The organism is Paenibacillus residui, assembly GCF_042677205.1.
Lineage (GTDB): Bacteria > Bacillota > Bacilli > Paenibacillales > NBRC-103111 > Paenibacillus_L > Paenibacillus_L residui.
On sequence record NZ_JBHTIU010000027.1, the window covers coordinates 223,628 to 246,801 of the forward strand.

Genomic DNA, 23,174 nt, shown 5'->3' on the forward strand with positions numbered 1-23,174 from the left:
CCGATTGCGCTCCTGTCTCCAGGTCATGCTTGCGCAGCGAGAGCCAATGCTCCACAGAGGCCCGCGTTATCTCCCAGACCAGGCGGCACAATGTAATCCTCCGCAGCGTTCAGAACGGCCTCATGCTGGACATAGCCGTTAAGCCATTCAAGAAGCCGGCTGCGGACAAGAGGAAATAACTGCTGCTGCTTCATGACGCCGCCTCCCATAATGATCTTCTGCGGGGCCAGTATGAGAATGTAATTAACGAGGGCCTGGGCCAGATAATCGGCCTCGATAGCCCAAGCCAGGTGATCGGTTCCCAGCTCCGATCCCTTCACACCCCAGCGCGCCTCTATCGCCGGTCCCGCGGCTAATCCTTCCAGGCAGTCCTTATGATAGGGACAATGTCCTTCATACTGGTCCTGCGGGTGTCTGCGTACGATAATATGCCCCATTTCCGGATGCGACAGGCCATGGATGAGCTGACCGTTGACCAAAGCACCTGCCCCGATTCCCGTTCCAACCGTTATGTACAGGCAATTATCCAGCCCCCGGGCCGCCCCGAATTTGGCCTCGCCTAGTACGGCTCCATTCACGTCCGTATCGAAGCCTATCGGAACATCGAAATGCTTGCGGAGCTCTCCCAGAAGATTAAAACCGCCCCAATGCGGCTTCGGGGTGCTTGTGACATAACCGTAAGTCGGGCTTCCCGGACGCGGGTCAATGGGACCGAAGGAACCGATTCCAAGTGCGGCTATAGTCTTGTTACGGAAATACTCCTCCACCTGAGCCAAGGTTTCATTCGGAGTAGTCGTCGGAAAACTGACCTTGTCCAAAATTTCCCCGGACTCGGTACCGATCCCGCAGACAAACTTCGTCCCCCCCGCTTCTATTGCTCCTAGAATCTTCATTCTCCAACTCTCTTCCTTTCCAGTTAAACAATCCGCCTTTAATATTATACAGAAAAAACGGCCCCTATGAAGAACGGAAAATGGGCCGTTTTTTGACTTTTCATTGCCAGTTCCCGGGAGCAACCTTTTATGTCTGGAAAACGCTTCTATCTTTAGTACTCCATAAAATTATAAGCTGATCAATCCAGCCATTGGGAACGTCTGTTCAAAGCTCCTTTGGGCACGGCGAACGCCTGGGCCCGTTTGAAATTGACCGGGGCTCCCCGCACGATCGTTAACGCCTTATAATATTCAATGTATGGGAATCCGTAGGTTTCACCCCGTGCAAAAGCGTAGGCATTCATGCCCTTGACCCACGTCTCGAAAGCATCCTCGGGAATATCGACGAAGACCTCCGGCTCGAACCCCTCCATATCCTCCCAATTCTCGGCGAAATACATGCGTCGGGTATAGTGGGCCGGAAGCTCTCTTTCAATCGTTTTTAACGCGGCGTAAAAATGCGCATCCTGTACGATGGAATAAGTGTTGGAATGATCTTTATGTATGCTGTTTTTCCAATGGGTAATAATGATGTCCGGCTTCACCTCCCGTATAACGTCCGCTACCTCGTATTTAATTTTTTCGTCCACCGGCAGCTCGGCATCCTTATAGTCAAAAAAACGCACCTCAGCACCAATAATGTCCGCGAATTGATAAGCCTCTTCGATTTTTTGCTTGCGGTATTCATCGGGGGTAAGCCGGGGATGCCCCTTCTCCCCTGGTGTCAGGTGCAGCATCGTCACTTTATGGCCTTCCTGGGTATATTTGGCCAACACCGCGCCCGCCGTCAGATCCATATCCCCCGCATGTGCGCTAATCGCCAAAATATGGGATTTCTTCTCACCGCTCATCGTTCTCATTCTCCTTTACGATATATTATTTGGATAATGTCCTATAGAGGTTTGGACATGACATGGAAGGTTCGGGTGACCGTAAAGCCCGTTTTTTTATACAAATGGCCTGCGGCGGTTTGTTCTCCCGTCCAGAGAAACCACGCCCCATGCAGTCCCTGAGCCCTCATGGATACCAGACAATCGTACAGCAGAATTTTGCCCAAACCCTTGCCCTGCTGGCCAGGGTCTACCCCGAAAGGACCGAAGCGCTCGGCGACGCCCTCATACCCGCCATGCATGCTGAAACCGACCAGCTTGCCGCGGTCTCGCACAATATGGATATTGGACAACGGAAGGCCGCGAAGCACCCCCTCCCGAATCGCTCTTCCCCAATCCGGATTGAAAACACCCGTGGCGAACTGAATAAGTTCATATAAGTCCCTGTCCTGCGCCTGGCGGAACACATACCCTTCCTCCATCCGCTTCTGCTTCAGAACCGAAACGTCCTCCGGCACGCTCAGCCCGACCAGCGAATAATCCATCGCCACCGGCGAATAGAGCCGGGTAAACCCGTTGTGCAGCAAGAATGCATAGCCTTCCGGATAATGGGCTTCATCCAAGCCCGGAACGATATAATTGGGCGCATACGACGCAAAATAGACCTGCGTCCGCTGCAAAGATTGCAGCCATAGCAAGCCTTCATTCAACAGCCGGGTCCCGACCCCTTGCCGCCTGGCTTCGGGAGCCACGAAGAAGAACGGGATCCATCCGGAGGAAGGCTCCAAATCCGTTCCATGCATTGGGAGAAGACGGCGAACGGCATAGACGCAGCCGAGCAGGCGGTCGCCGGATTGAGCCACTCGCAGGCCTTCGGGGTCAAAATTGGCGTCAAGCAGCACGAGATTGCGAAATCTCTCGTCAGTCACCGGGTCGCAAGTCAAACACCGGTTCCAGAGTTCAACAATGGACGATTCGTCTCCAGGCTTATAGCTTCGGTAAGCGATCATAGGTTATGGCCTCCTATTATTTCCGAACCTCTTCTGAAAGACTGTGGGGCAAGAATATTCCGCGAATGTTGGATCAAAAGGATGCTGCAACCGCATTATGAAAGCATGCTCTTAACCGGGCCACCGATTTGTCTCTTCCGTAATGCACCCGATTGGTCAGCAGAATGGCGCTGATGTCACGCTCCGGGTCTATCGTCAGGCTGACTCCCGTAAATCCGGTATGACCATAGGCGGAATCCGAGAATAGATCACCGGATACATCCATTTTGTCACCCTTCAACACCCAGCCCAGCCCTCTGCGGCCGGATAATGCAAGGGTGTGGGTCCCTATAGATACCTGGACGCAAGCCTCGGGAATCACCGCGCGGCCGTCTTCCGTTCGTCCTCCGTTCAGCCACATCATGGCGTACTTTGCCAGATCGCCTGCGGTGGAGAATAAACCGGCGTGACCGCTAATTCCTCCCATCGCATAGGCATTCTCATCGTGAACCTCACCTCTTTTGCATCGTTCCAGCAGCTCAGTGTATTCGGTAGCCGCTATCCGCGGCTTCCAATCTTCCGGAGGGCAGTATGCGGTGTCCTTCATGCCCAACGGATTGAAAATCTGCTCGCTGGCCACCCGATCCAGGGAATCTCCAAATACTTGGGCGGCGATATGCCCCAGAAGCATATACCCGAGATCGCTGTACACGATTTTCGAATCGGACTTGTATTCCAGAGGGAGTCTGCAAATGGCTCCGATGATCTCCTCCGGTGTCCAGCCATGCAGGTAAAATTTCTGATGCGCCGGCAGTCCCGAGGTATGAATCAACAAATGCCTGATCGTAATATGCTCTTTCCCGTTCGTTCCGAATTCGGGAAGGAACCGGGCCACCGGATCATCCAGCCGAACCAGTCCATAACCTATGCTCTGCAGCACTAAAGGAAGGGTTACCGTAACCTTCGTCAAGGAAGCACAATCGTATATCGTCGTTTCCTCGGCCCTTACCTTCTCCCCGCCATGATCGACGGCATATCCGGCGGCATAGGAGCCGGCTACTTTGCCCTGATGAGTGACAAGAGCAACCCCTCCTGGAATCTCCCCTCTGTCCACTTCATCGTCCAACAGGCGAAAAGCGGCCGTCAACCCATAGATTGTATTCGGCTGCGCGGAATAACGAAGATGCGAATTCATTTTCTGCCACATCCTTTTCTTACAACTGGTCTTAACCAATGACTTGAAGCAAGACGCCGTTCTCGTAAGCTTCCGGTACCGTTTTGTCATCGCTTTCAGTTGATACAATTATAACACCAGGAAATAATATTTCAATATATAATATCAACGAAGAATATTATTTACAATTTATCTTTTCCCGGTGAATATCGGCCGTAAAACAGGCCTACTCTATAACTAATATTTGGCAGGACGAGATTTTATTCATATCGGAAATGGCAATAGGTTCTATGTTGTCATCGCCAAATAGAATAGCCCCATCCGGATTGGCCGCCTTAGTTCTTCTAATCCTTGCTTTCAAAAAAGACGTGTTCGGCCTTGATTTCTTCCCCGAGCGTCATTAGTCCGAACGAATATAACGGCTGCCTGCGCTTGTCCGTCGGGGAACCGGGATTAAACAGCAATACCCCTTCATGCCTCATATTGAGTGGAACATGCGAATGTCCGAAGATGACCGCATCGACGGCATCTTCCTTAAAAGCTTCAAATGCCCGGATTTCCGTCGTCTTGCCGACGCCGTCCCCGTGAACGAGACCGATCTTGAATCCGCCAAGCTGAATAACCTTCCGGCGGCCAAACCGGTCATAAATATCCCAGCCGTCCGTGTTGCCGGCAACTCCTTCCACAGGCGCGATCAGGCTTAATTCGTCATATACCCACATCGATTGCCAATCCCCCGCATGGAGGATTAAGTCTACTCCTTCGAGTCCTTCTCTTACCGCTTTCGGAAGCTGCTTCGCAAAACGGGGCATATGTGTGTCGGAAATGACTCCTACTTTCATTTCTCTTCTTCCTTTCTTTTTGGCGTCTTTGGATTTTTGTTCAGTGCTATAGGTGCTTCTTCAACTGACGGAATACTGCGGTCATTTCCTCCAGGCTCATTCGTACAAGCCCGCTCGTTGAAGGGGCTACGAAATCAACGACTCCGGGGACAGACGCTTCCGTCTGGACTCCCCAGGAGACGCTCTTTTTCCCGCTGTATTGCTGATAGACCCCTTTGCCGACAAAACAAACGATCTGCGGCCGATATTTTTCAATTTTGACACGCAGCTTAAGACGTCCTTCCTCATACTCCTCCTTCCCGATTTCCGCCGCCGTCCTGGTCGGCCGCTCTACGATATTGGTAAAGCCATACCCGAGCTCGAGCAATTTTCCATCCTCTTCCGGGGAATATAATCTGGAAGTTAACCCGGCGGCAAACAGCACTCTCCAGAAACGGTTATTCGGATTGGCATAATGGTGTCCGGTTTCGCCTGATTTCAGGCTCGGATTATATCCCACGAACAGAATCTTCAAGCCATTCTGCAAATGATCCGGAAGGGTATCCACCTTGCGGCCTCCTTCATTAAATAGTTTTGGAACGAGTTCCGGAAAACAATCGAATAGAGGAATTTCCCTTTATTTGCTATATTGTGTATGAATATCGATCTCTTGTAAACACGGTTGCAAAATTAGGCTTTGAGCCATAATAGAGGTTGCCGTTATTTCTTATTATAGCTTATCTGTGGTATAGCTCTCACACCAAGCTGAAGAAGCCAACCCTTTTTCTTTCCTTTATTCCTTTTTACATTTTATAGTATAATACTAACCATTCCTTCGTCATCGCCCTGTCTGTTCTTTTTCTGACCCGTCGGACGTATATTTGAATTCTATATCTTGTGCAAAAGGAAGTGATGAACATGCTGGCAGCATCCCTCCTCCGCCTTACGGTTGCCGGAATATGCGGGGCTCTCATTGGATATGAGAGGAAAAACCGGATGAAGGATGCGGGGATACGAACTCATTTTATGGTTTCTGTAGGCGCTGCATTGATGATTCTCGTCTCCAAATACGGGTTTCAGGATCAGATCGGCTGGGATAATTTAAGTCTGGATCCTTCCCGTATTGCCGCTCAAGTCGTTAGCGGCGTCAGTTTTTTGGGGGCCGGAATGATCTTCCTTCAGCGCCAAACCGTTAAGAGCTTGACCACCGCGGCCGGCATCTGGGCTACCTCCGGAATTGGCATGGCCATAGGGGCGGGGCTGTATTGGATCGGAATCAGCGTAACCGTGTTGATTCTCATTGCGCAGGTTCTGCTGCACGGCCGCTTTAATTGGCTGGAAGGACCCAAGACTGAGCAATTGGTGGTCCGTATGGAAGACCAACCGGGAGCTGTAGAAGCCCTGCAGCGGATTCTGGCCGACAAGAGCATCGCCATTCTTAACTTCCAGGCCGAGAAATGGTCCAAGAAAGAGGACCCGGTCATCGAGCTGGAAATGGTGGTCCGTCTTCCGAGCCACCTTACTCTGCAGCAATTAATGACCTTGATTCAGGAAGTGAATGAAGTTAGAACCGTTAACATGCATTGAATGCCTTACTAAGTGTGGCATAGCCTTCGAAATATTCTTCTGCAACCTGACAGTGTGTCGGCTAACCTTTTTCGCGCGGCCTCTCTCACAAGAAGGACCGGGATGTGATGATCCCGGTCCTTCTTCATTAAGGAATAAATCTGTCTTTAAATCGCTTCAGCACTACACTGAAATACGATAAGCGAGTAATAATTACTCCGCCTGTTGTTTTCGTTTAAACACAACGTGCTCCAACACTATGGACAGAGTGACTCCAACAATCAATCCGTTTCCAACAATATAGCCGAACACCGAAGGCAGATTCGCCCAAGCCGAACCCGGCACGAACATAAGGCCTACGCCTGACAGCAGAGAAAATCCAATGATGAACAGGTCCTTCAAGTTCAATTCCATCCGTTTATAATCTCTAAGTCCGAACCCGAGCAACTGCCCGAATACGGTAAACAGAATAGCGTAGCCTACCGGCTGCGGAATGGTGCTCAGCCATTGCCCCACTCTGGGTAGAAGGCCCAGCACGATAAATCCGATGGACGCCAGCAGGAAGGGCAGCCTCGAAGCAATACGGGTAAGAACGACCATACTGGCTGCGGCCGTCAATGGCACCGCCGCAACCGTGCCGAACAGGCCGGCCAGCAGCGTTCCGATTCCTGTCATGAAGGAGCCTCTGTTGATCATGGAATCGGTCACCTTCTCATCAGCGGCCGAGGCGAACACCTGTATACTCGCGATCAGGTTGGACAGCAAGATCGCCGACGTAATGACGCAGGTTATGACAATTCCAGTATTCCATTGCGGGACCCCGAAGGGGAATACCTGCGGCAAAGCTGCCCATGGAGCCTGCTCCTCCGGGAATCGCACCATCCCGAGAAGGGCGTATAGCAGCCAGCCGGTGCCTAAACCGATCAATACCGCCATGCTTTTAAGCATCCCTTTAGCCTTCATCATGATTCCGACCGTGAATGAAATCAGCAGCAGAGAGAGTAGAACGATCTTCGGAATCACCTGGTCGCTCCCCTCGTATCCGATTCCGAGAACTCCCTCCACTAATGATTTCGAAACCTGCATACTCAGCAATACAAGGAAAGTGCCGGTAACGACAGGTGTAAACAACGCCCTTAACCGGTTAAGCAGCCGGAATACAGCCAACAGGATAAACACTAATGAGCTCACGATAAGGCCCATCTCCAGCTCGGCCAGCAAAGTTTGCGTCGTGCCTCCCATCTGCATGTTCATAGTGATTAACACCAGGAAAACTCCCCACCACATTCCGGCAGGCCCCTCTATAATCGGGAGCCGGTGTCCGAACATGACCTGGATTGCCCCGATCAACCCGCACAGAAACAGCGTCCGGCTGGTGTAGAACGATATTTCCTCCCCGCTTAAGCCCAGGGTAAGCCCCAGAACAAGCGGAACGGTAATAAAATTTGCCAGCATGAAAATAAACCATTGAATGGCGGACAACCAAAGCACCGTTCCTTTGGGGCGTTCATTCAATTTGTACAGCAGGGCTTGTTGATCCGCGCCGCCCATCCTTCCACTCCTCTCCAACAATAGAAAACAGCACCTAAAGAGAAGGGCAAACCTCCTTTAAGTGCTGTCCGGTTCATCCGGAAACTTCTATCTTAATCACTGCAGTTAGCAGGCTCCTCCGCTTGCGCCTGCTCCACTTCAATTTTCTGGGATACTGTGTCTCTGACGACCCCCATAACCATTTGAAGCAGGTAGTTGATATCATGCTGAGTTTGTTGAAATTGACTTACGATAGGAATCCCATCAAGCTCATTTTGCAGTGCTTCGATTTCTCCTTCGATTTTCTTGACCATTTCCGGGTTGCGAAATGTCTTTTCGAAGGCTACGGCCTCTTTTTGTTTTTTCTTGATTTGTTTAATCAAGCTCTGCACATGATCGTTATTGCGGATTTGCATCTCTGCTTTTTTGTAATATTGAACCTCTGTTGATGTGGAGATCAGTGCGGCCAGCTCTTTGGCCTTCTCCATAATATCATCCCGTATAATCAAATCTTTAGTATCGTATTGATGCATCCCGTTCTTAAGAACACGAGCCTTTCCGCTCATCGAATTCATCCCCTTGTTCGTAATAATGCAGGCACATTATCTATATGGCGGTGCGGACGGAATCGGGCACCAATTCCCCTTTAACCAGCCATGTCTGTGTTTCGACCACGCGAACGTGAACCCGTTTCCCAATCAGATCCCGGGTTCCGGCAAAATGCACAAGCTTGTTCGTACGTGTCCGGGCGGAGAGCACATCCGGATTCGTCTTGCTTTCTCCTTCGACAAGCACCTCTACGACTTGTCCCAGCAGCTTGTCGTTGCTCTTCTTGCTAAGCTCCGTCATGAGCTCGTTCAAACGGTAAAGCCGCTCTTTCTTCACGGATTCTGGCACGTCATCCTTCATGGCTGCGGCCGGAGTCCCTTCCCTGGGGGAATAGATAAACGTAAATGCGGAATCAAAGCCTACTTCTTTAACCAGAGACATTGTTTCCTCAAATTGCTCATCTGTTTCACCCGGGAATCCGACAATGATATCCGTTGTGAGGACTACGTCCGGAATAGCTTCTCTTATTTTGCGGACCAGCTCAAGATAGCCTTCCCGTGTATACTTGCGGCTCATCTTCTTCAAAATTTGCGAGCTGCCCGACTGAACCGGCAAATGGATATGCTCCATTAGATTTCCCTTCTGGCTCAGCACCTTAATCAGATGATCGTCGAAATCCCGCGGATGGGAAGTGGTGAAACGGACTCTGGGAATATCGATCTTATGGATATCATTCATTAGATCTCCGAATGAATACTCGATATCCTCAAAATCCTTCCCGTAGGCATTCACATTCTGGCCAAGCAGAGTGATCTCCTGAAATCCCTTCCGGGCCAGATCACGAACCTCGGCAAGCACATCCTGCGGGCGGCGGCTCCGTTCCTTACCGCGCGTATATGGAACGATACAGTACGTACAGAACTTGTCACAGCCATACATAATGTTAACCCAAGCCCGGACCCCTTCGCGTCTCTTCGGAAGGTTCTCGATGATATCCCCTTCCTTGGACCATACCTCAACGACCATTTCTTTACTGAAGGTTGCATCCTGCAGCAGGTTTGGCAAACGGTGGATATTGTGGGTCCCGAAAATCATATCGACGAAAGGATGCTTCTGCATGATCCGGTTAACAACCGCTTCTTCCTGAGACATACATCCGCAGACTCCAAGAATAAGCGACGGCTTCTCCGCCTTCAAGGATTTCAGATGCCCCAATTCTCCGAATACTTTATCTTCGGCATTCTCGCGAATGGCACAAGTATTCAGCAGAATAACGTCCGCCTCCAGCTTATCCTCCGTAGACTGAAAGCCCATCAGATCGAGCATTCCCTTCATCGTTTCAGTGTCATGCTCGTTCATCTGACATCCGTAAGTACGGATCATATAAAACTTGCCTTCCCCGAAGCCCTTCAACGATTCCGGAATGGAGAAATCATAATGAACCTTGACTTCTTCCTTCCCGCGTTTCTTGGCTTCCTTCAAAGAGGGGGGCTGAAAGTATATGGAATAATCCTTCTCGGTTGCCTTCGGCTGGTTATTCATTATACAGCTCTTCCTCTCATCAAAATCTTATCCAATCCATTATACCATTGTACCGTATACGAAGACAAAAAAGGAACAAATTTTTTGCCAAAGCCGTGACATCGGAATGCTAAAAAAGGCTCATGATCGGCAAGCCAAATCATGAGCCCGGTAACCTTGTAAATAAATATCCGTAAAATTATTTGAATTCCGCCAGCAGCTTGTCAAAGTCTTCTTCGCTAATTTTGAGGTCCTGATGCGCCAACGGCTCCTCTTTGAATCCGGTGACCATATCGGCATAGCTCTTCTTGTTGGTATCTTGATAGATCAGGCCCGTAAGCATGCCGTTCGTTTCCATCAGCTTCATCATGGCCATCGCCCGGTTGGACGGATCATAATCCGGAATATCATCAATCTCTACAATATTTTGCTTGAACCAATCGTAGGTATTGATTTTGTTGAATGTGACACAAGGGCTAAATACGTTCAGAAATGCGAATCCTTTATGATTGATGGCCTGCTCGATTAATGATGTCAGCTGCTTCAAGTTGCTGGAGAAGGATTGAGCGACGAAGGTTGCACCTGCGGCCAATGCCAACTCCAAGGGAGCCAGCGCGGTTTCGATAGCACCATGAGGGGCACCTTTCGTCTTGAAGCCTTCCGCGCTGCGCGGGGAGGGCTGGCCCTTGGTCAAGCCATAAATTTGGTTGTCCATTACGATATAAGTGATATCGATGTTGCGGCGAATGGCATGAATGGTATGGCCCATGCCAATGGCAAATCCGTCTCCGTCTCCTCCCGCCGCCACAACGGTCAGATCGCGGTTGGCCATCTTCAAGCCTTGCGCGATCGGCAGCGCCCTTCCGTGCGTGCCATGGAATCCGTAAGCGTTAATATATCCGGAGATTCGGCCGGAGCATCCGATCCCGGATACGATAGCCAGCTGCTCCGGCTCCAGCCCCAAATTGGCAGCAGCCCGTTGAATAGAGGCTTGTACGGAGAAATCGCCGCATCCGGGACACCAGTTTGGCTTAACGTTATTTCGAAAATCTTTTAATGTTGCCATGCGATCAGCCCCTTGCATTCTTTATGAATTTCCGACGGAAGGAACGGATTGCCATTATATTTCAACACGTTATGAATTTTGTCGGCGCAGCCAAAATGCAGCTTAATAAGCGACGCAAGCTGCCCCGTAGCGTTATTTTCAACGACGACGATTTTACTTGCCTTCTCAATATGTGGTCTGAGCTCATCAACCGGGAACGGATGCAGCAAGCGGACTGTTAAATGATTGCTCTTGATCCCTTCGGATGCAAGTCTGCCGCGAGCTTCGTCAATCGTTCCTCCGGTGGAGCCCATTCCAATGATCAGCATAACCGCATCTTCATGCGGCGCATCCACATGAATCGGCTGCTCCACCTTGATATGCTTCAGCTTTTCCATCCGTTTCTCCATCATCTTCTCGCGGTTGACGGGGCTCTCCGAAGGACGCCCTACCTCATCATGCTCCACACCGGTAACATGGTGAATTCCATTCTTGATTCCAGGCAGAACCCTTGGAGAAATGCCATCCTCCGTTACAGCGTAACGTTTGAACAGGGTGCCGTCTTCACGTTCCGGCACATCCCGGAGCAGGTTTCCGCGATCAATGACTATCCGGTTATAGTCCAGAGGCTCTGCGGATTGCTTGCCCATGCTTAACTGCAAATCGGTCATGACAATGACCGGACACTGGTACTTCTCGGCCAGGTTGAATGCCTGAATCATGTCGTAGAAGCATTCCTCAACGGTGCTGGGCGCGATGACGATCTTCGGAATTTCCCCATGGGTGCCGTAGATCATCGCATTAACATCGCTTTGCTCCTGCTTCGTCGGCAAGCCCGTGGACGGACCGCCGCGCTGAGTATCCACAATAACAACAGGCGTCTCGGTCATGCCGGCCAGTCCGATCGCCTCCATCATGAGAGACAAGCCGGGACCTGCGGAAGCGGTCATGGAGCGGACTCCGCCGTAATTGGCTCCGATAGCCATCGATACGGCAGCTATCTCATCCTCTGTCTGGATGACCGTGCCGCCGAATTTAGGCAGTGCCTTGATCAAATATTCCATAATCTCGGAAGCGGGGGTGATGGGATAAGCCGGCATAAATCGGCAGCCTGCCGCCAATGCGCCCAAAGCGATGGCATCGTTGCCGATCATGAACAGCTTCTGCTTGCCGTCGGCCGGAGCCAGCTGAAATTCCGGCAGAGGACCTCCGGCTTGATCCAGAATGAAGTCGGCCCCACGCTTGACCGCTTCCAGGTTCTTCTCTACGACCGCGGCTCCCTTGCGGCCGAACTCTTCTTCAACCGCTTTGTTGAATACGTCTAGCGGAAGCCCCAGCAGAGCCCAGGAAGCGCCGGAGGCTACCATGTTCTTCATCAGAGAGGTTCCCAGCTCTTCAGCAATCGCCGTTATCGGAACGGCAAATAAACGCGCAGAAACTCCGTCCGGGATAACCGGGTTGAATTTGGCGTCAGCCACCACAACCCCGTTCGGGCGAAGCTCCGCAGCGTTTAAATCAATACTCTCCTGATCGAAGGCAACCAGAATATCCAGATCATCCGAAATAGCCCGAATCGGCTTCGTGCTGATCCGAATCTTGTTATTGGTATGGCCGCCCTTAATCCGTGAGGAAAAGTGGCGGTATCCGTACAAATAATAACCTAGGCGGTTCAATGCGGTAGAGAAAATCCGGTCCGTGCTCTCCACGCCTTCGCCTTGTTGTCCCCCAATCTTCCAAGACAATTGATCAATCACAAGGTCCACCCCTTTTAGCTCATCACTGTATCATCACAAAATTATGACAAAAAAAGCATCCTAATGATGCTGTTTCTCAAGATGTCCCAACCTTTCCGGATCGGCCGATCTCTGGCCATTAAACAGAGCAAGGTCGCTGTTAATATAATTTTAACTTTACAAGTCGGCAAAAAAGATTATAATGCGCTCACCCAATTTTACGCCTTTAATTGCCAAAAAGCAAGGGGCGACAAACAACGCTTTAAATAGTTATTTTCGATCAAATGCATATCGAAATTAGAACGATATTTCATTCTCTACTCTATTCCGGCAGGTTCTTGAGCAGATAGGTTTTCCAATTTCCGGACAGAAACCGCTCCGCCTGTTCGGTCGTGTACCGCTTATGAAGTTCATCCACCAGCTGACAATAATGCGCGGGATTCTCCAATCCGGGAATTTTAAGATCGGTCCCGTCGAAATCCGAGCCGAAGCCGACGCAATTCTCCCCGCCCAATGAGCAAATATGCTCGATGTGCAGAAGAAGATCCTTGATCTGGGGATGCTCTGCACGAACGAAGGCCGGTACGAAGGTTATGCCTATTCTGCCGTTCTTCTCAATGATTGCCCGAATTTGATCATCCTTCAGGTTACGCACATGGGGACATATACGGTAGGCGTTGGAATGAGAAGCGATAAACGGGCGGGAAGACTGTTCGCAAAGCTCCCAGAAAGCTTTCTCCGACAGATGAGAAACATCCAAAATGATTCCAAGACGGTCACATTCGTTAATGAATTGCTTGCCACGGACAGTGAATCCTCCTTGCCGCGGTTCCCCTACTCCGTCAGCCGCCCAATTGGCATGATTCCATGTAATTCCTATGCTCCGCACTCCCAAATCATAAGCCGTTCGCAAGTTGCCCATGTTGGCGGCGAGTCCTTCGACCCCTTCCAGCGTGAGCATGGCTCCCAGCTTCCGCTTATCTTTCAGCAATTTATCGAAATCTTGGCGGCTCTTGATAAATTCAACCTGGGGGCAGGCGGCAATTCGGGTGCGAAACAAATCAATGCAGGTCAATACATGATCGAACGAATAATACGCAGGGTTGTCCGGCAAATAAATGGCAAACCATTGAAGGACGACGCCCGCTTTAACCAGCCTGGTGTAGGAAACATCGGCGTCTCCATTCCCTTCCGCAAATTGCACCTTTCTATCCAAAAACATTTTGTATAGAAGGTCGCAATGCGTATCGATTATGCTCATCCGCTGACATCCTCCCCTTTTCTTAGAATGAATGTCCAAAATAATAACTACAAAAAACCTGTCTACCGTAAGTAAACAGGCAATAATTTATCGCATGGCCGCTTTCCGTTAGCACAGGTTCACCTTGGTTCGACAATAAGCTTAATGGCCGTCCGGTCCTCGCCGTCAATGACAATATCGGTAAACGCTGGAATACAAATCAAATCCACTCCACTCGGCGCAACAAATCCTCTTGCGATAGCCACGGCTTTGATGGCTTGGTTCAAAGCTCCCGCACCGATGGCTTGAAGCTCGGCAGCCCCGCGTTCGCGAAGCACTCCGGCCAGCGCTCCGGCGACGGAATTTGGATTGGATTTTGCTGAAACTTTTAATACTTCCATGAAAAGTACCTCCTCAGGAATGATGGATTGATTCCAGTACCCATCTTATTCGAGAATGCTGTCAAAAATTCCTGCTATCGGAGGTTTAAATTTTCAAATTATATCGAATCGTTTGACTATTCCATCAAAAGCTGATCTTCATAGTAGCGGATGAGCTCAATACGGTCGGCTAACCCGGTTTGTGAATTTATTTCCAGGTATACGGCGTGGAAATGCCATTTTCCTTCATCCACTTGAAATCGAACCGGAAGCTGTGTTTTGAATTTTTGCAGCACGGCCGTTCGTTCCATGCCGAGAATTCCGTCCCGCGGGCCGACCATGCCGACATCGGTGACATATGCGGTACCTTGGGGCAATATCCGTTCATCATGACTCTGTACATGGGTATGGGTGCCGACAACTGCCGATACCTTGCCGTCCAGATGCCAGCCCATCGCTATCTTCTCAGAGGTCGCTTCAGCGTGAAAATCGACAAGAATATGCTTGGTCTTCTTGGCTACCTGCTTAACCAGCTCATCGGCCTTCTGAAAAGGGCAGTCCAAGGGAGGCAGGAACGTTCTCCCCTGCAGGTTGATAATAGCCAGCTCTTTCCCGTCCGCTTTCAGCACGGCCGTCCCTCTGCCCGGGGTCCCTTCCGGAAAATTTGCCGGTCTGACCAAACGCGGTTCATTATCGATAAAGTCGAAGATGTCCTTGTTATCCCAGGTATGGTTGCCCATCGTAATTCCGTGCACGCCCTGCTCGAACAAATCATGGGCTATCTGTTTAGTAATTCCCCTACCGCCGGCCGCATTCTCCCCATTGGCAATAATGAAGTCAGGACGCCATTTTTTTCTTACATAGGGCATCATTTCTTTCACAGCTTTACGACCTACGGATCCGACAATATCTCCAATAAAGACGACTTTGATAATATTTTCCTCCCTATTCTCCAAAATAATATGCAAAAAGTGGCTTTATATAGCCACTTTTTGCCTTTGCCATTTATTTGGCGTATTCCACGGCCCTCGTTTCACGAATGACCGTAACTTTAATATGCCCCGGGTAATCGAGCTCATTTTCGATTTTCTTCGTAATGTCTCTGGCCAGACGGAACGCTTCCGTATCATCCACGTTCTCCGGCTGAACCATAACCCGGATTTCACGGCCCGCTTGAATGGCGTAGGATTTCTCCACCCCATCGAACGATTCCGATATTTCCTCCAGTTTCTCCAAACGTTTAATATACGTTTCGAGCGTTTCTCTCCTTGCACCCGGTCGGGCCGCGGATAAAGCGTCTGCCGCCCCAACCAGCATCGCGATGACTGATGTCGCTTCGCAGTCCCCATGGTGGGAAGCTATGCTGTTAATCACGACAGGATGCTCTTTGTACTTCTTACCAATTTCCACACCAATCTCTACATGGGAGCCTTCTACCTCATGATCCAGTGCCTTGCCGATATCATGAAGCAATCCGGCCCGCTTCGCCAAAGTTACATCTTCTCCCAATTCTCCTGCCATCAGACCAGCCAGGTAAGCTACTTCCATAGAATGCTTCAGCACATTCTGTCCATAGCTTGTTCTGAATTTTAACCGTCCCAAAATCTTGATCAAATCAGGATGCAGGCCATGTACTCCCGTCTCGAACGTTGCCTGTTCTCCGTACTCGCGGATGCGTTCGTCCACTTCCTTGCGGGACTTCTCGACCATTTCTTCAATCCGTGCCGGATGAATCCGTCCATCTGCAACCAGCTTCTCCAATGCCGTCCGGGCAATCTCCCGGCGAATCGGATCGAATCCGGACAAGATGACCGCCTCCGGAGTATCGTCAATAATCAAGTCGATTCCGGTCAGCGTCTCCAAAGCTCGGATGTTCCTTCCTTCACGCCCGATGATTCTGCCTTTCATCTCTTCGTTCGGAAGAGAGACGACAGATACGGTCGTTTCGGCTACATGGTCAGCCGCACAACGCTGAATCGCAAGCGTAATGATTTCCCTGGCTCTCTTATCTCCTTCTTCTTTGGCCTGAAGCTCAATATCCTTAATCAGTTGAGCAGTTTCATGACGAACCTCCTGCTCTACTCCAGATAGGATGATCGATCTGGCTTCTTCCATCGTCAAGTTGGAAATTCGTTCCAGCTCGGTCACTTGATCTCTATATAATTGATCAATTTGTGCTTGCGTTTCTTCGATCCGCTTTTCTTTGTTGGCAACCTGTTCCTCTTTACGCTCCAGAGATTCCAGTTTTTTATCCAACGATTCTTCTTTTTGCTGTAATCGTCTTTCCTGGCGAGACGTTTCGTTTCTGCGGTCACGAATTTCTTTCTCTGCTTCTGCCCTTAGTTTATGAATTTCATCCTTGGCTTCCAGAATCGATTCTTTCTTCTGGGCTTCCGCATCTTTTCTGGCGTTTTCCATGATCTGTTGGGCAGCGTGTTCAGCACTCGAAATCTTAGCTTCTGCGAGAGATTTGCGGACAAAATAGCCAATCCCAGCTCCCAGAAGAAGTCCAACAACGAGTGAGATCACGGCCCATAGGATCGTTGAAGAGCCCATCTTGTTCACCTCCTCGTTGATTCCTCCAAGGGATTAGCTTGGGGTGAATTCATTCGGTTTTTAACCCAATTGTTTCAATTCGTTAAGCGTGTTCATCCAGCTGTTGGTAGAGAGCATTCCCGAATTAACGGGGCTTTAATAATTGGTACAACATGGATGTTGTGGAATTCAAACGATTTCCTTTGGCAGTGTTCAAGTAAAATTGGCGGGTTTACTTTCCCATTTCCCGATTCGTTCTAGAACCAGGTTGAATAGAAAAATATACATAGTTATTTTATCTTTTGTCAAGAAAGCTTGTCAAGCAAGGAGAGCTCTCTTAGGCGAAGTATATTATGGTACTTTCCAATAAAGACGCCGGTTGCCGGATAAAAAAATATATTTAACTTCATTAATAATCATCATCATTAAATATAGTTTCTGTTGCTTCATCCTCTGAATCCCGATTAATTAATGTATTTACGACCCTCTTAACGATTGCGGAGGAATATCCCCTTCTTAATAAATAAGCCGCAACCTTTCGTTTTTTATCGCGAGGTTCTCCTTTTGTCTGCCGCCATTTCTTGTCTCCCAATTGCACAGCTGCTTCCCATTCTGCATCACGGTCCAAATCGGCCATTGCTTTCTCCACATTTTCTTGGCTGACTCCTTTTTGCCGGAGCTCGTGACGCACCCACCTTGCTCCTTTTTTCTGCATGCGGACTCTATGCTCTACCCATGCTTTGGCAAAGTCCAAATCGTTGACGTACCGCTGATGAATCAGTTTTTCCAAAACAGTGTTTGCCGTAACACCGTCATAACCTTTCGTCTTCAGCTTTTCCTTGATTTCATACGCAGAATGCGGTCGCCGGCCGATGACGCGAATCGCATAAAGATAGGCCTGATGCAGCTCCTCCTCCTGGATGATTTGTCGGATTAGCTCCGCCTCCAGGCTGGCTCCTTTAAGCAATCTATGTTTAATAACCAGATCCTCATGTGCGGCGAACGCATATTCTTCATTTATATATATGTTGTATCGCGGATGTCTCTTTTGCTTCTCGACCCGCGTTATGATCGAATGTTTCTGGTCCATCCCTGCCTCCTTATGAAATAACCCCACAAATAGCCTTCGAAGCTTATACAGAGTCCTTTGCGAAGCTCTCGGAAATTATGTATAAACATTCAGGTATCTTTGGACACCTAGCCTAACTAATTCTCTCTCAAGCCAAAGTGATCCCCTCTTCGGAAATCAAAATCATGGGGATCCTCCTTATGAAAAACACTAATGGCCAACTAAAGTTTTCTTTGCGGAATACTTTACGGATGGCCAAATTATAAAATGTCAACATTGCAAAGAAAACCGCACCCTTAAGGTGCGGTAGATGAATCAGTTTTCAAGTGTTAGTTCAAAGTCTTCATCGTCCTCTTCCTCTGAGGAGGAAATAACCGGACCTAAATTGCTGGAGTCGCGAATTTTACGCTCAATAGCCTCTGCAATCTGAGGATTATCCCGCAAGTACTGCTTTGCATTCTCCCGGCCTTGTCCAAGACGTTCATTCTCATAGGAGTACCAGGCACCGCTCTTATCGATAATATCCATTTCCGTTCCGATATCGATAATGCTGCCCTCCCGGGAAATACCTTCTCCATACATAATGTCGATATCGGCTTGTTTGAAGGGGGGAGCAACTTTATTCTTCACGACTTTAATCCGGGTGCGGTTCCCGATCATGTCGTTCCCTTGCTTCAACGTCTCCACCCGGCGAACATCAAGCCGGATCGTGGAGTAGAATTTCAACGCTCTTCCTCCGGGAGTAACCTCCGGATTTCCGAACATAACTCCTACTTTCTCACGAAGCTGGTTGATAAAGATGGCGATAACCTTCGACTTGTTAATCGCACCGGACAGCTTACGCAGCGCCTGAGACATCAGGCGGGCTTGCAGGCCGACATGGGAATCCCCCATCTCTCCTTCAATCTCAGCCTTCGGAACCAATGCGGCTACCGAGTCTACGACGATAATATCGACGGCTCCGCTGCGAACCAGCGCTTCCGCGATCTCCAGTGCCTGCTCACCGGTGTCCGGCTGAGAAAGCAGCAATTCGTCTATATTAATTCCCAGCTTCTTGGCATACTGGGGGTCCAATGCATGCTCCGCGTCGATGAAAGCTGCCTGACCGCCGATCTTCTGTACTTCGGCAATGGCGTGCAGAGCTACGGTCGTCTTACCAGACGATTCCGGTCCGTATACTTCAATAATTCTTCCTCTCGGGAAGCCGCCTATTCCCAACGCCAAATCCAGTGCGAGAGATCCGCTCGGAACCGTCTCAACCTGCATGTGAGTCGATTCTCCCAACTTCATGATGGATCCCTTGCCGAACATCTTCTCTATATTTCTCAATGCCATGTCTAACGCTGCACGCCGATCTGACAAACCAATCACTTCCTTCTGTTAATATAGTTCTATGATACCTCTTTTTGGGCTCCCTGCCAAGTAGTTTTTCGAACATATATTCGTTTTTTTTATTCAAGAAGAGTATCGCACATCTACGAGAGGACATGCCTAACTAAACAGTCAAGGCTTCTCTTTTCCGCATGACACTTGGTGATGTCAGTATGGTTCGAATGAAGTTCGGTACTTAATTGCAGTTATACTAAGCGGCCGTTATTACATGCACCTTGCAGGTAGTAACAATCATCATGCGTAGATGCGCTCAGAATGGAGCCCGATTAATCCTGGCAGGCCTGCCGAGCAGAAACAAAAAAAACCGCAGCAAAGAGTTAGACTCTCCCGCTGCGGTGCTTCCGCTCATAGACTATTACATAGAAGTATACAGGTAAATTGAATTGAAATCAACAGAAATGTTGCAGAAGCCGAGCTTGCACTTTGGAGCCAGTAATGACAGCTCCGGTCAAACGCGGGATAACTGGAACCAAAATGTTACCCTGCCTTGTTTCCAGCACCTAGTTTAACAAACGGACCGCAAGAACGCTATTCTCGAAGAAATCTCGTCTTTTTAAAACTAACGGAAGGCACAGTAACTAAACGCAAATCGAAGAGATTATGCACCCTCTTATCGCTCTTGAAGTCTTTGCCAGAGCAAATATAGAGCGGCTTTGGCAGCTCTTAATTTAATCAGCTCCCGGGTCCCGGAATAGCGGCCTTCCACGACCGTAGTCGGTTTCCCGCGCTCGGCCAAGCCGATATAGACCAGCCCCACCGGCTTCCCTTCCGCCGACCCGGGGCCGGCGATGCCGGTAACCGACAGAGCATAATCCGTACCCAACAGCTCCCGCACTTTCCCGGCCATCGCTTCTGCGGATTCCTTGCTGATCGCACCCGGAGCCTCAGGCCCCTCCAATAAACCGGCGGGCACTTGAAGGATGGTTTCCTTGACAGCATTAGTGTAGCTGACGATACTGCCGCTAAACACCGAGGAGCTATCCGGTACGGAAGTAATCAAATCGCTGATCAGACCGCCGGTGCAGCTTTCCGCTGCAGACAGGGTCATTCCCCTCTCCTTAAGCTGCTCGTAGATGATCTGCTCAATCGGCTTATCTTTAGTTGCATAGAGATGCTTGCCCAATCGGCGGCGAATCTCTTCCTCCACCGGCTTAAGCTTCGAATTCGCTTCTTCCTCCGTAGCAGCACGGGTTGTCAGACGAACGGTGACCTCCCCTTCCTTGGCATACGGGGCAATCGTCGGATCCTGCTGAGCTTCAATCAGATCCAGCAGCTCCTTCTCCAAGGCCGACTCCCCGATTCCCGCAAATTTTAACATACGGGAATATAATGCCCCTCTGCCGTCCGCAAGGCGAGAGAGCCAAGAGGTGCCGTAAGTGTCAAACATGAGCTTCATTTCACGCGGAGGACCAGGCAGCAGCATGTAATGGGTTCCCTCATGGGTCAGTGCGACTCCGACGGCCAGCCCGTTATCGTTCATCAAAGGATCGCTGTCTGTCAGCATCAGCGCCTGTCTCGCATTGCTTTCCGCCATGGCCAGGCCGCGATCGCGAAACATGGACTTGATTTTGTCCAGCGACGGCTCATGCATGATCAATTCTTTCCCGGTAAATGCCGCCAGCACATCCTTGGTCAAATCATCCTTCGTAGGCCCAAGCCCTCCGGTGCAAATGATCAGATCCGCCCTCTGTCTGGCAGTATCCAACGCCTGCCGCAGCCGGCCCTCGTTGTCCCCTACAACCGTTTGGAAATAAATATCTATTCCCAAAGCTGCACATTGTTGAGATAAATATTGAGCGTTCGTATTTACTATTTGCCCTAATAAAAGCTCGGTTCCAACTGCAATTATCTCCGCTTTCATCCTTACTCCTCCTAACGCTGTATGCGTCCAATGGCAAAAGAAAGGCTCCCCAAGGAGCCTTTGTTATTCTTCCGCAGATAGCTCGAGGACATGTTTATTTCGAATGAAATAATGAATCCCCGAATAGATGGTGAGAATAGCAGCCACCCAACTGGCTATAACATCAAACGGAAAACCGATAAACGCAAACGGGAAGTTGTTAACGAGAAGTGCAATAATCGCCGTAATTTGGACTCCCGTCTTCCACTTTCCCCATTTGTCCGCCGCTACGACCAGTCCCTGAAGCGCAGCAATTTGCCGCAGTCCGGTTATCGCAAACTCTCTGCTGATGATAACGATCGCTATCCAGGCATCGAGCTTCCCCATCTCTACAAGAGAGACGAGCACGGCAGAAACCAACAGCTTATCCGCAAGGGGGTCCAGAAGCTTCCCCAGGTTGGTGACAAGCTTTCTCTTGCGGGCGATATAACCGTCCAAGCTGTCCGTACTGGCCGCTACTATGAAAATCAGGACAGCAATGATTTGGTTATAGGTGATGCTGAAGGATTCGATCTCGATTTGCGGCATTTTGATGTTAACCAACAGAAAAAAAACGATAATCGGGACTAGAAATATCCTAGCCAGCGTTATTCGGTTGGCTAAGTTCATGCAATAGCCTCCCCGGATAGATCATATTCCATCGAATGGGAAATGCGCACTTTAACCAACTCTCCGATATTGACCTGACAATTCGTGACAAAGACCTCTCCGTCGATTTCCGGAGCGTCATATTGGGAACGCCCGATATAGACGTCATTGCGTCCGTCATACCGTTCGATCAGCACGTCCAGTTCCTCGCCGATTCTTCGTCCGTTTCTTCGTTCTGAAATTCGTCTCTGTATCTCCATCAGCGTATTGGCTCTATATTCCTTAACATCCTCCGGCACCTGATCCGGCAGCCTGGAGGCTGGGGTATCCTCTTCCATGGAATAAGTAAACACACCTAACCGGTCAAACTCCACCTCTTCAATAAATTTGACCAAGTTGGCGAAATCCTCTTCCGTTTCCCCCGGGAAGCCGACGATGATTGACGTTCTCAGTGCAACCTCCGGGATGCGGTCGCGGATCTTGCGTATCAGCTCGCGGGAATCCTTCTGTCTTCCCGGCCTTCTCATTCTCTTTAAAATCCTGTCTTCACTGTGCTGCAAAGGCAGATCGATATACTTGCATATTTTCGGATTGGTGGCAATCGTCTCTATTAATTCATCCGTGAAAAATCCAGGGTAGGCATAATGAAGCCGCACCCATTCAATCCCCGGCACTTCGCTCACCTTATTCAAGAGCTCCGGCAGCATGAATTGTTCGTACAAATCTGTGCCGTAATTGGTAGAGTCCTGAGCGATAAGGCTGATTTCTTTAACCCCTTGCTCGGCCAATTGAGTGACTTCCGCAAGAATGGACTCTATGCTGCGGCTGCGGAATTTCCCCCTCATGATCGGGATGCTGCAGAAAGTGCAAGCGTTATCGCATCCTTCGGCAATCTTCACATATGCGGTATAACGTGGAGTGCCGATCCGCCGCGGCAGAATCTTCTCATAATTGAAGACCGGATTGCCGACCATAATCGGCTTCTTGCCGGCCAGAGCTTCATCAATAATATCGTTTATATTGATAAAATCTCCCGTTCCGACAATACCGTCGATCTCCGGCATTTCTTTCATTAATTCTTCCTTGTACCGCTGAGTCAAGCATCCGGATACGACCAACGCTTTCAAATTGGCGGTATGCTTCAAATCCGCCATATCTAAAATCGTGTTGACGGATTCTTCCTTAGCCGCATCGATAAAGCCGCATGTATTGACAATGATTACTGTGGCTTCCTCTTTGTTGTCTACGAGAGAATAACCCCGTTCATGAACCAATCCGGACATAATCTCCGAATCGACCATATTTTTCTCACAGCCAAGTGTAACCACCATTACCTTCTCAGACATTCGTAAGCCTCCAGTACCTTTTCCTAAAAGTTCG

Annotated in this window: 21 protein-coding genes; 1 reads left to right on the forward strand and 20 read right to left on the reverse strand. The window is 49.6% G+C overall.

Annotated elements, in window-relative coordinates:
• Positions 1–23: 23 nt before the first annotated feature.
• The 6 genes from ACFQ03_RS08030 to mug all read right to left on the reverse strand — a co-directional run bounded on the left by ACFQ03_RS08030 (position 24) and on the right by mug (position 5,314).
• Positions 24–893: an ROK family protein gene (locus ACFQ03_RS08030; RefSeq protein WP_144932591.1), complete on the reverse strand. Its 870-nt coding sequence runs from the start codon at positions 891–893 to the stop codon at positions 24–26.
• A 179-nt stretch (positions 894–1,072) separates the two neighbouring features.
• Entirely contained in the window at positions 1,073–1,783 is a 711-nt protein-coding gene (locus ACFQ03_RS08035; RefSeq protein ID WP_379287294.1) for a PIG-L deacetylase family protein, read from the reverse strand.
• A gap of 41 nt (positions 1,784–1,824) precedes the next feature.
• Entirely contained in the window at positions 1,825–2,772 is a 948-nt protein-coding gene (locus ACFQ03_RS08040; RefSeq protein ID WP_144932587.1) for a GNAT family N-acetyltransferase, read from the reverse strand.
• Positions 2,773–2,845: 73 nt separating this feature from the next.
• Complete coding sequence (locus tag ACFQ03_RS08045; protein ID WP_379287296.1) at positions 2,846–3,946, reverse strand: serine hydrolase domain-containing protein; 1,101 nt, start codon at positions 3,944–3,946, stop codon at positions 2,846–2,848.
• A 323-nt stretch (positions 3,947–4,269) separates the two neighbouring features.
• Entirely contained in the window at positions 4,270–4,767 is a 498-nt protein-coding gene (locus ACFQ03_RS08050) for a metallophosphoesterase family protein (protein ID WP_379287298.1), read from the reverse strand.
• A 46-nt stretch (positions 4,768–4,813) separates the two neighbouring features.
• Positions 4,814–5,314 carry a G/U mismatch-specific DNA glycosylase gene (gene mug / locus ACFQ03_RS08055; protein WP_379287300.1) on the reverse strand — a complete coding sequence of 167 codons (501 nt, stop codon included), beginning with the start codon at positions 5,312–5,314 and terminating at the stop codon, positions 4,814–4,816.
• A gap of 350 nt (positions 5,315–5,664) precedes the next feature.
• Here mug and ACFQ03_RS08060 point away from each other — a divergent pair, with 350 nt between their 5' ends.
• The gene (locus tag ACFQ03_RS08060; RefSeq protein ID WP_379287302.1) at positions 5,665–6,333 is read left to right on the forward strand and encodes an MgtC/SapB family protein; all 669 of its coding nucleotides are present in this window, start codon (positions 5,665–5,667) and stop codon (positions 6,331–6,333) included.
• A 192-nt stretch (positions 6,334–6,525) separates the two neighbouring features.
• Here the strand turns inward: ACFQ03_RS08060 and ACFQ03_RS08065 are convergent, their stop codons facing one another.
• The 14 genes from ACFQ03_RS08065 to rimO all read right to left on the reverse strand — a co-directional run bounded on the left by ACFQ03_RS08065 (position 6,526) and on the right by rimO (position 23,140).
• Positions 6,526–7,863: a purine/pyrimidine permease gene (locus ACFQ03_RS08065; RefSeq protein WP_379287304.1), complete on the reverse strand. Its 1,338-nt coding sequence runs from the start codon at positions 7,861–7,863 to the stop codon at positions 6,526–6,528.
• A 92-nt stretch (positions 7,864–7,955) separates the two neighbouring features.
• A complete protein-coding gene (locus ACFQ03_RS08070; protein ID WP_379287305.1) occupies positions 7,956–8,408 on the reverse strand; it encodes a RicAFT regulatory complex protein RicA family protein in 453 nt (150 codons plus the stop codon).
• A 40-nt stretch (positions 8,409–8,448) separates the two neighbouring features.
• Positions 8,449–9,933: a tRNA (N6-isopentenyl adenosine(37)-C2)-methylthiotransferase MiaB gene (miaB, locus tag ACFQ03_RS08075; RefSeq protein ID WP_379287307.1), complete on the reverse strand. Its 1,485-nt coding sequence runs from the start codon at positions 9,931–9,933 to the stop codon at positions 8,449–8,451.
• Positions 9,934–10,111: 178 nt separating this feature from the next.
• Positions 10,112–10,978 (reverse strand): 2-oxoacid:ferredoxin oxidoreductase subunit beta, encoded by an 867-nt coding sequence (locus ACFQ03_RS08080; protein ID WP_379287309.1) that lies wholly within the window; start codon positions 10,976–10,978, stop codon positions 10,112–10,114.
• The gene (locus ACFQ03_RS08085) at positions 10,966–12,711 is read right to left on the reverse strand and encodes a 2-oxoacid:acceptor oxidoreductase subunit alpha (protein ID WP_379287311.1); all 1,746 of its coding nucleotides are present in this window, start codon (positions 12,709–12,711) and stop codon (positions 10,966–10,968) included. The genes ACFQ03_RS08080 and ACFQ03_RS08085 overlap by 13 nt, the downstream gene beginning before the upstream one ends.
• A 301-nt stretch (positions 12,712–13,012) precedes the next feature.
• A complete protein-coding gene (locus ACFQ03_RS08090) occupies positions 13,013–13,951 on the reverse strand; it encodes a dipeptidase (RefSeq protein ID WP_379287313.1) in 939 nt (312 codons plus the stop codon).
• A 119-nt stretch (positions 13,952–14,070) separates the two neighbouring features.
• Positions 14,071–14,331, reverse strand: coding sequence for a stage V sporulation protein S (locus ACFQ03_RS08095; protein ID WP_006286829.1), 261 nt, complete (start codon positions 14,329–14,331; stop codon positions 14,071–14,073).
• A 116-nt stretch (positions 14,332–14,447) separates the two neighbouring features.
• A complete protein-coding gene (locus ACFQ03_RS08100) occupies positions 14,448–15,242 on the reverse strand; it encodes a TIGR00282 family metallophosphoesterase (RefSeq protein ID WP_144932785.1) in 795 nt (264 codons plus the stop codon).
• A gap of 73 nt (positions 15,243–15,315) precedes the next feature.
• Complete coding sequence (gene rny, locus ACFQ03_RS08105; protein ID WP_144932566.1) at positions 15,316–16,866, reverse strand: ribonuclease Y; 1,551 nt, start codon at positions 16,864–16,866, stop codon at positions 15,316–15,318.
• Between the two features lie 388 nt (positions 16,867–17,254).
• The gene (locus ACFQ03_RS08110; protein ID WP_144932564.1) at positions 17,255–17,935 is read right to left on the reverse strand and encodes a regulatory protein RecX; all 681 of its coding nucleotides are present in this window, start codon (positions 17,933–17,935) and stop codon (positions 17,255–17,257) included.
• A gap of 294 nt (positions 17,936–18,229) precedes the next feature.
• Positions 18,230–19,276 carry a recombinase RecA gene (gene recA / locus ACFQ03_RS08115; RefSeq protein WP_144932562.1) on the reverse strand — a complete coding sequence of 349 codons (1,047 nt, stop codon included), beginning with the start codon at positions 19,274–19,276 and terminating at the stop codon, positions 18,230–18,232.
• Positions 19,277–19,916: 640 nt separating this feature from the next.
• Positions 19,917–21,167: a competence/damage-inducible protein A gene (locus ACFQ03_RS08120; RefSeq protein WP_379287317.1), complete on the reverse strand. Its 1,251-nt coding sequence runs from the start codon at positions 21,165–21,167 to the stop codon at positions 19,917–19,919.
• A 63-nt stretch (positions 21,168–21,230) separates the two neighbouring features.
• Complete coding sequence (gene pgsA, locus ACFQ03_RS08125) at positions 21,231–21,815, reverse strand: CDP-diacylglycerol--glycerol-3-phosphate 3-phosphatidyltransferase (protein ID WP_144932558.1); 585 nt, start codon at positions 21,813–21,815, stop codon at positions 21,231–21,233.
• Positions 21,812–23,140: a 30S ribosomal protein S12 methylthiotransferase RimO gene (gene rimO, locus ACFQ03_RS08130; protein ID WP_150959917.1), complete on the reverse strand. Its 1,329-nt coding sequence runs from the start codon at positions 23,138–23,140 to the stop codon at positions 21,812–21,814. Before rimO ends, pgsA begins: the two co-directional genes overlap by 4 nt.
• Positions 23,141–23,174 lie beyond the last annotated feature (34 nt).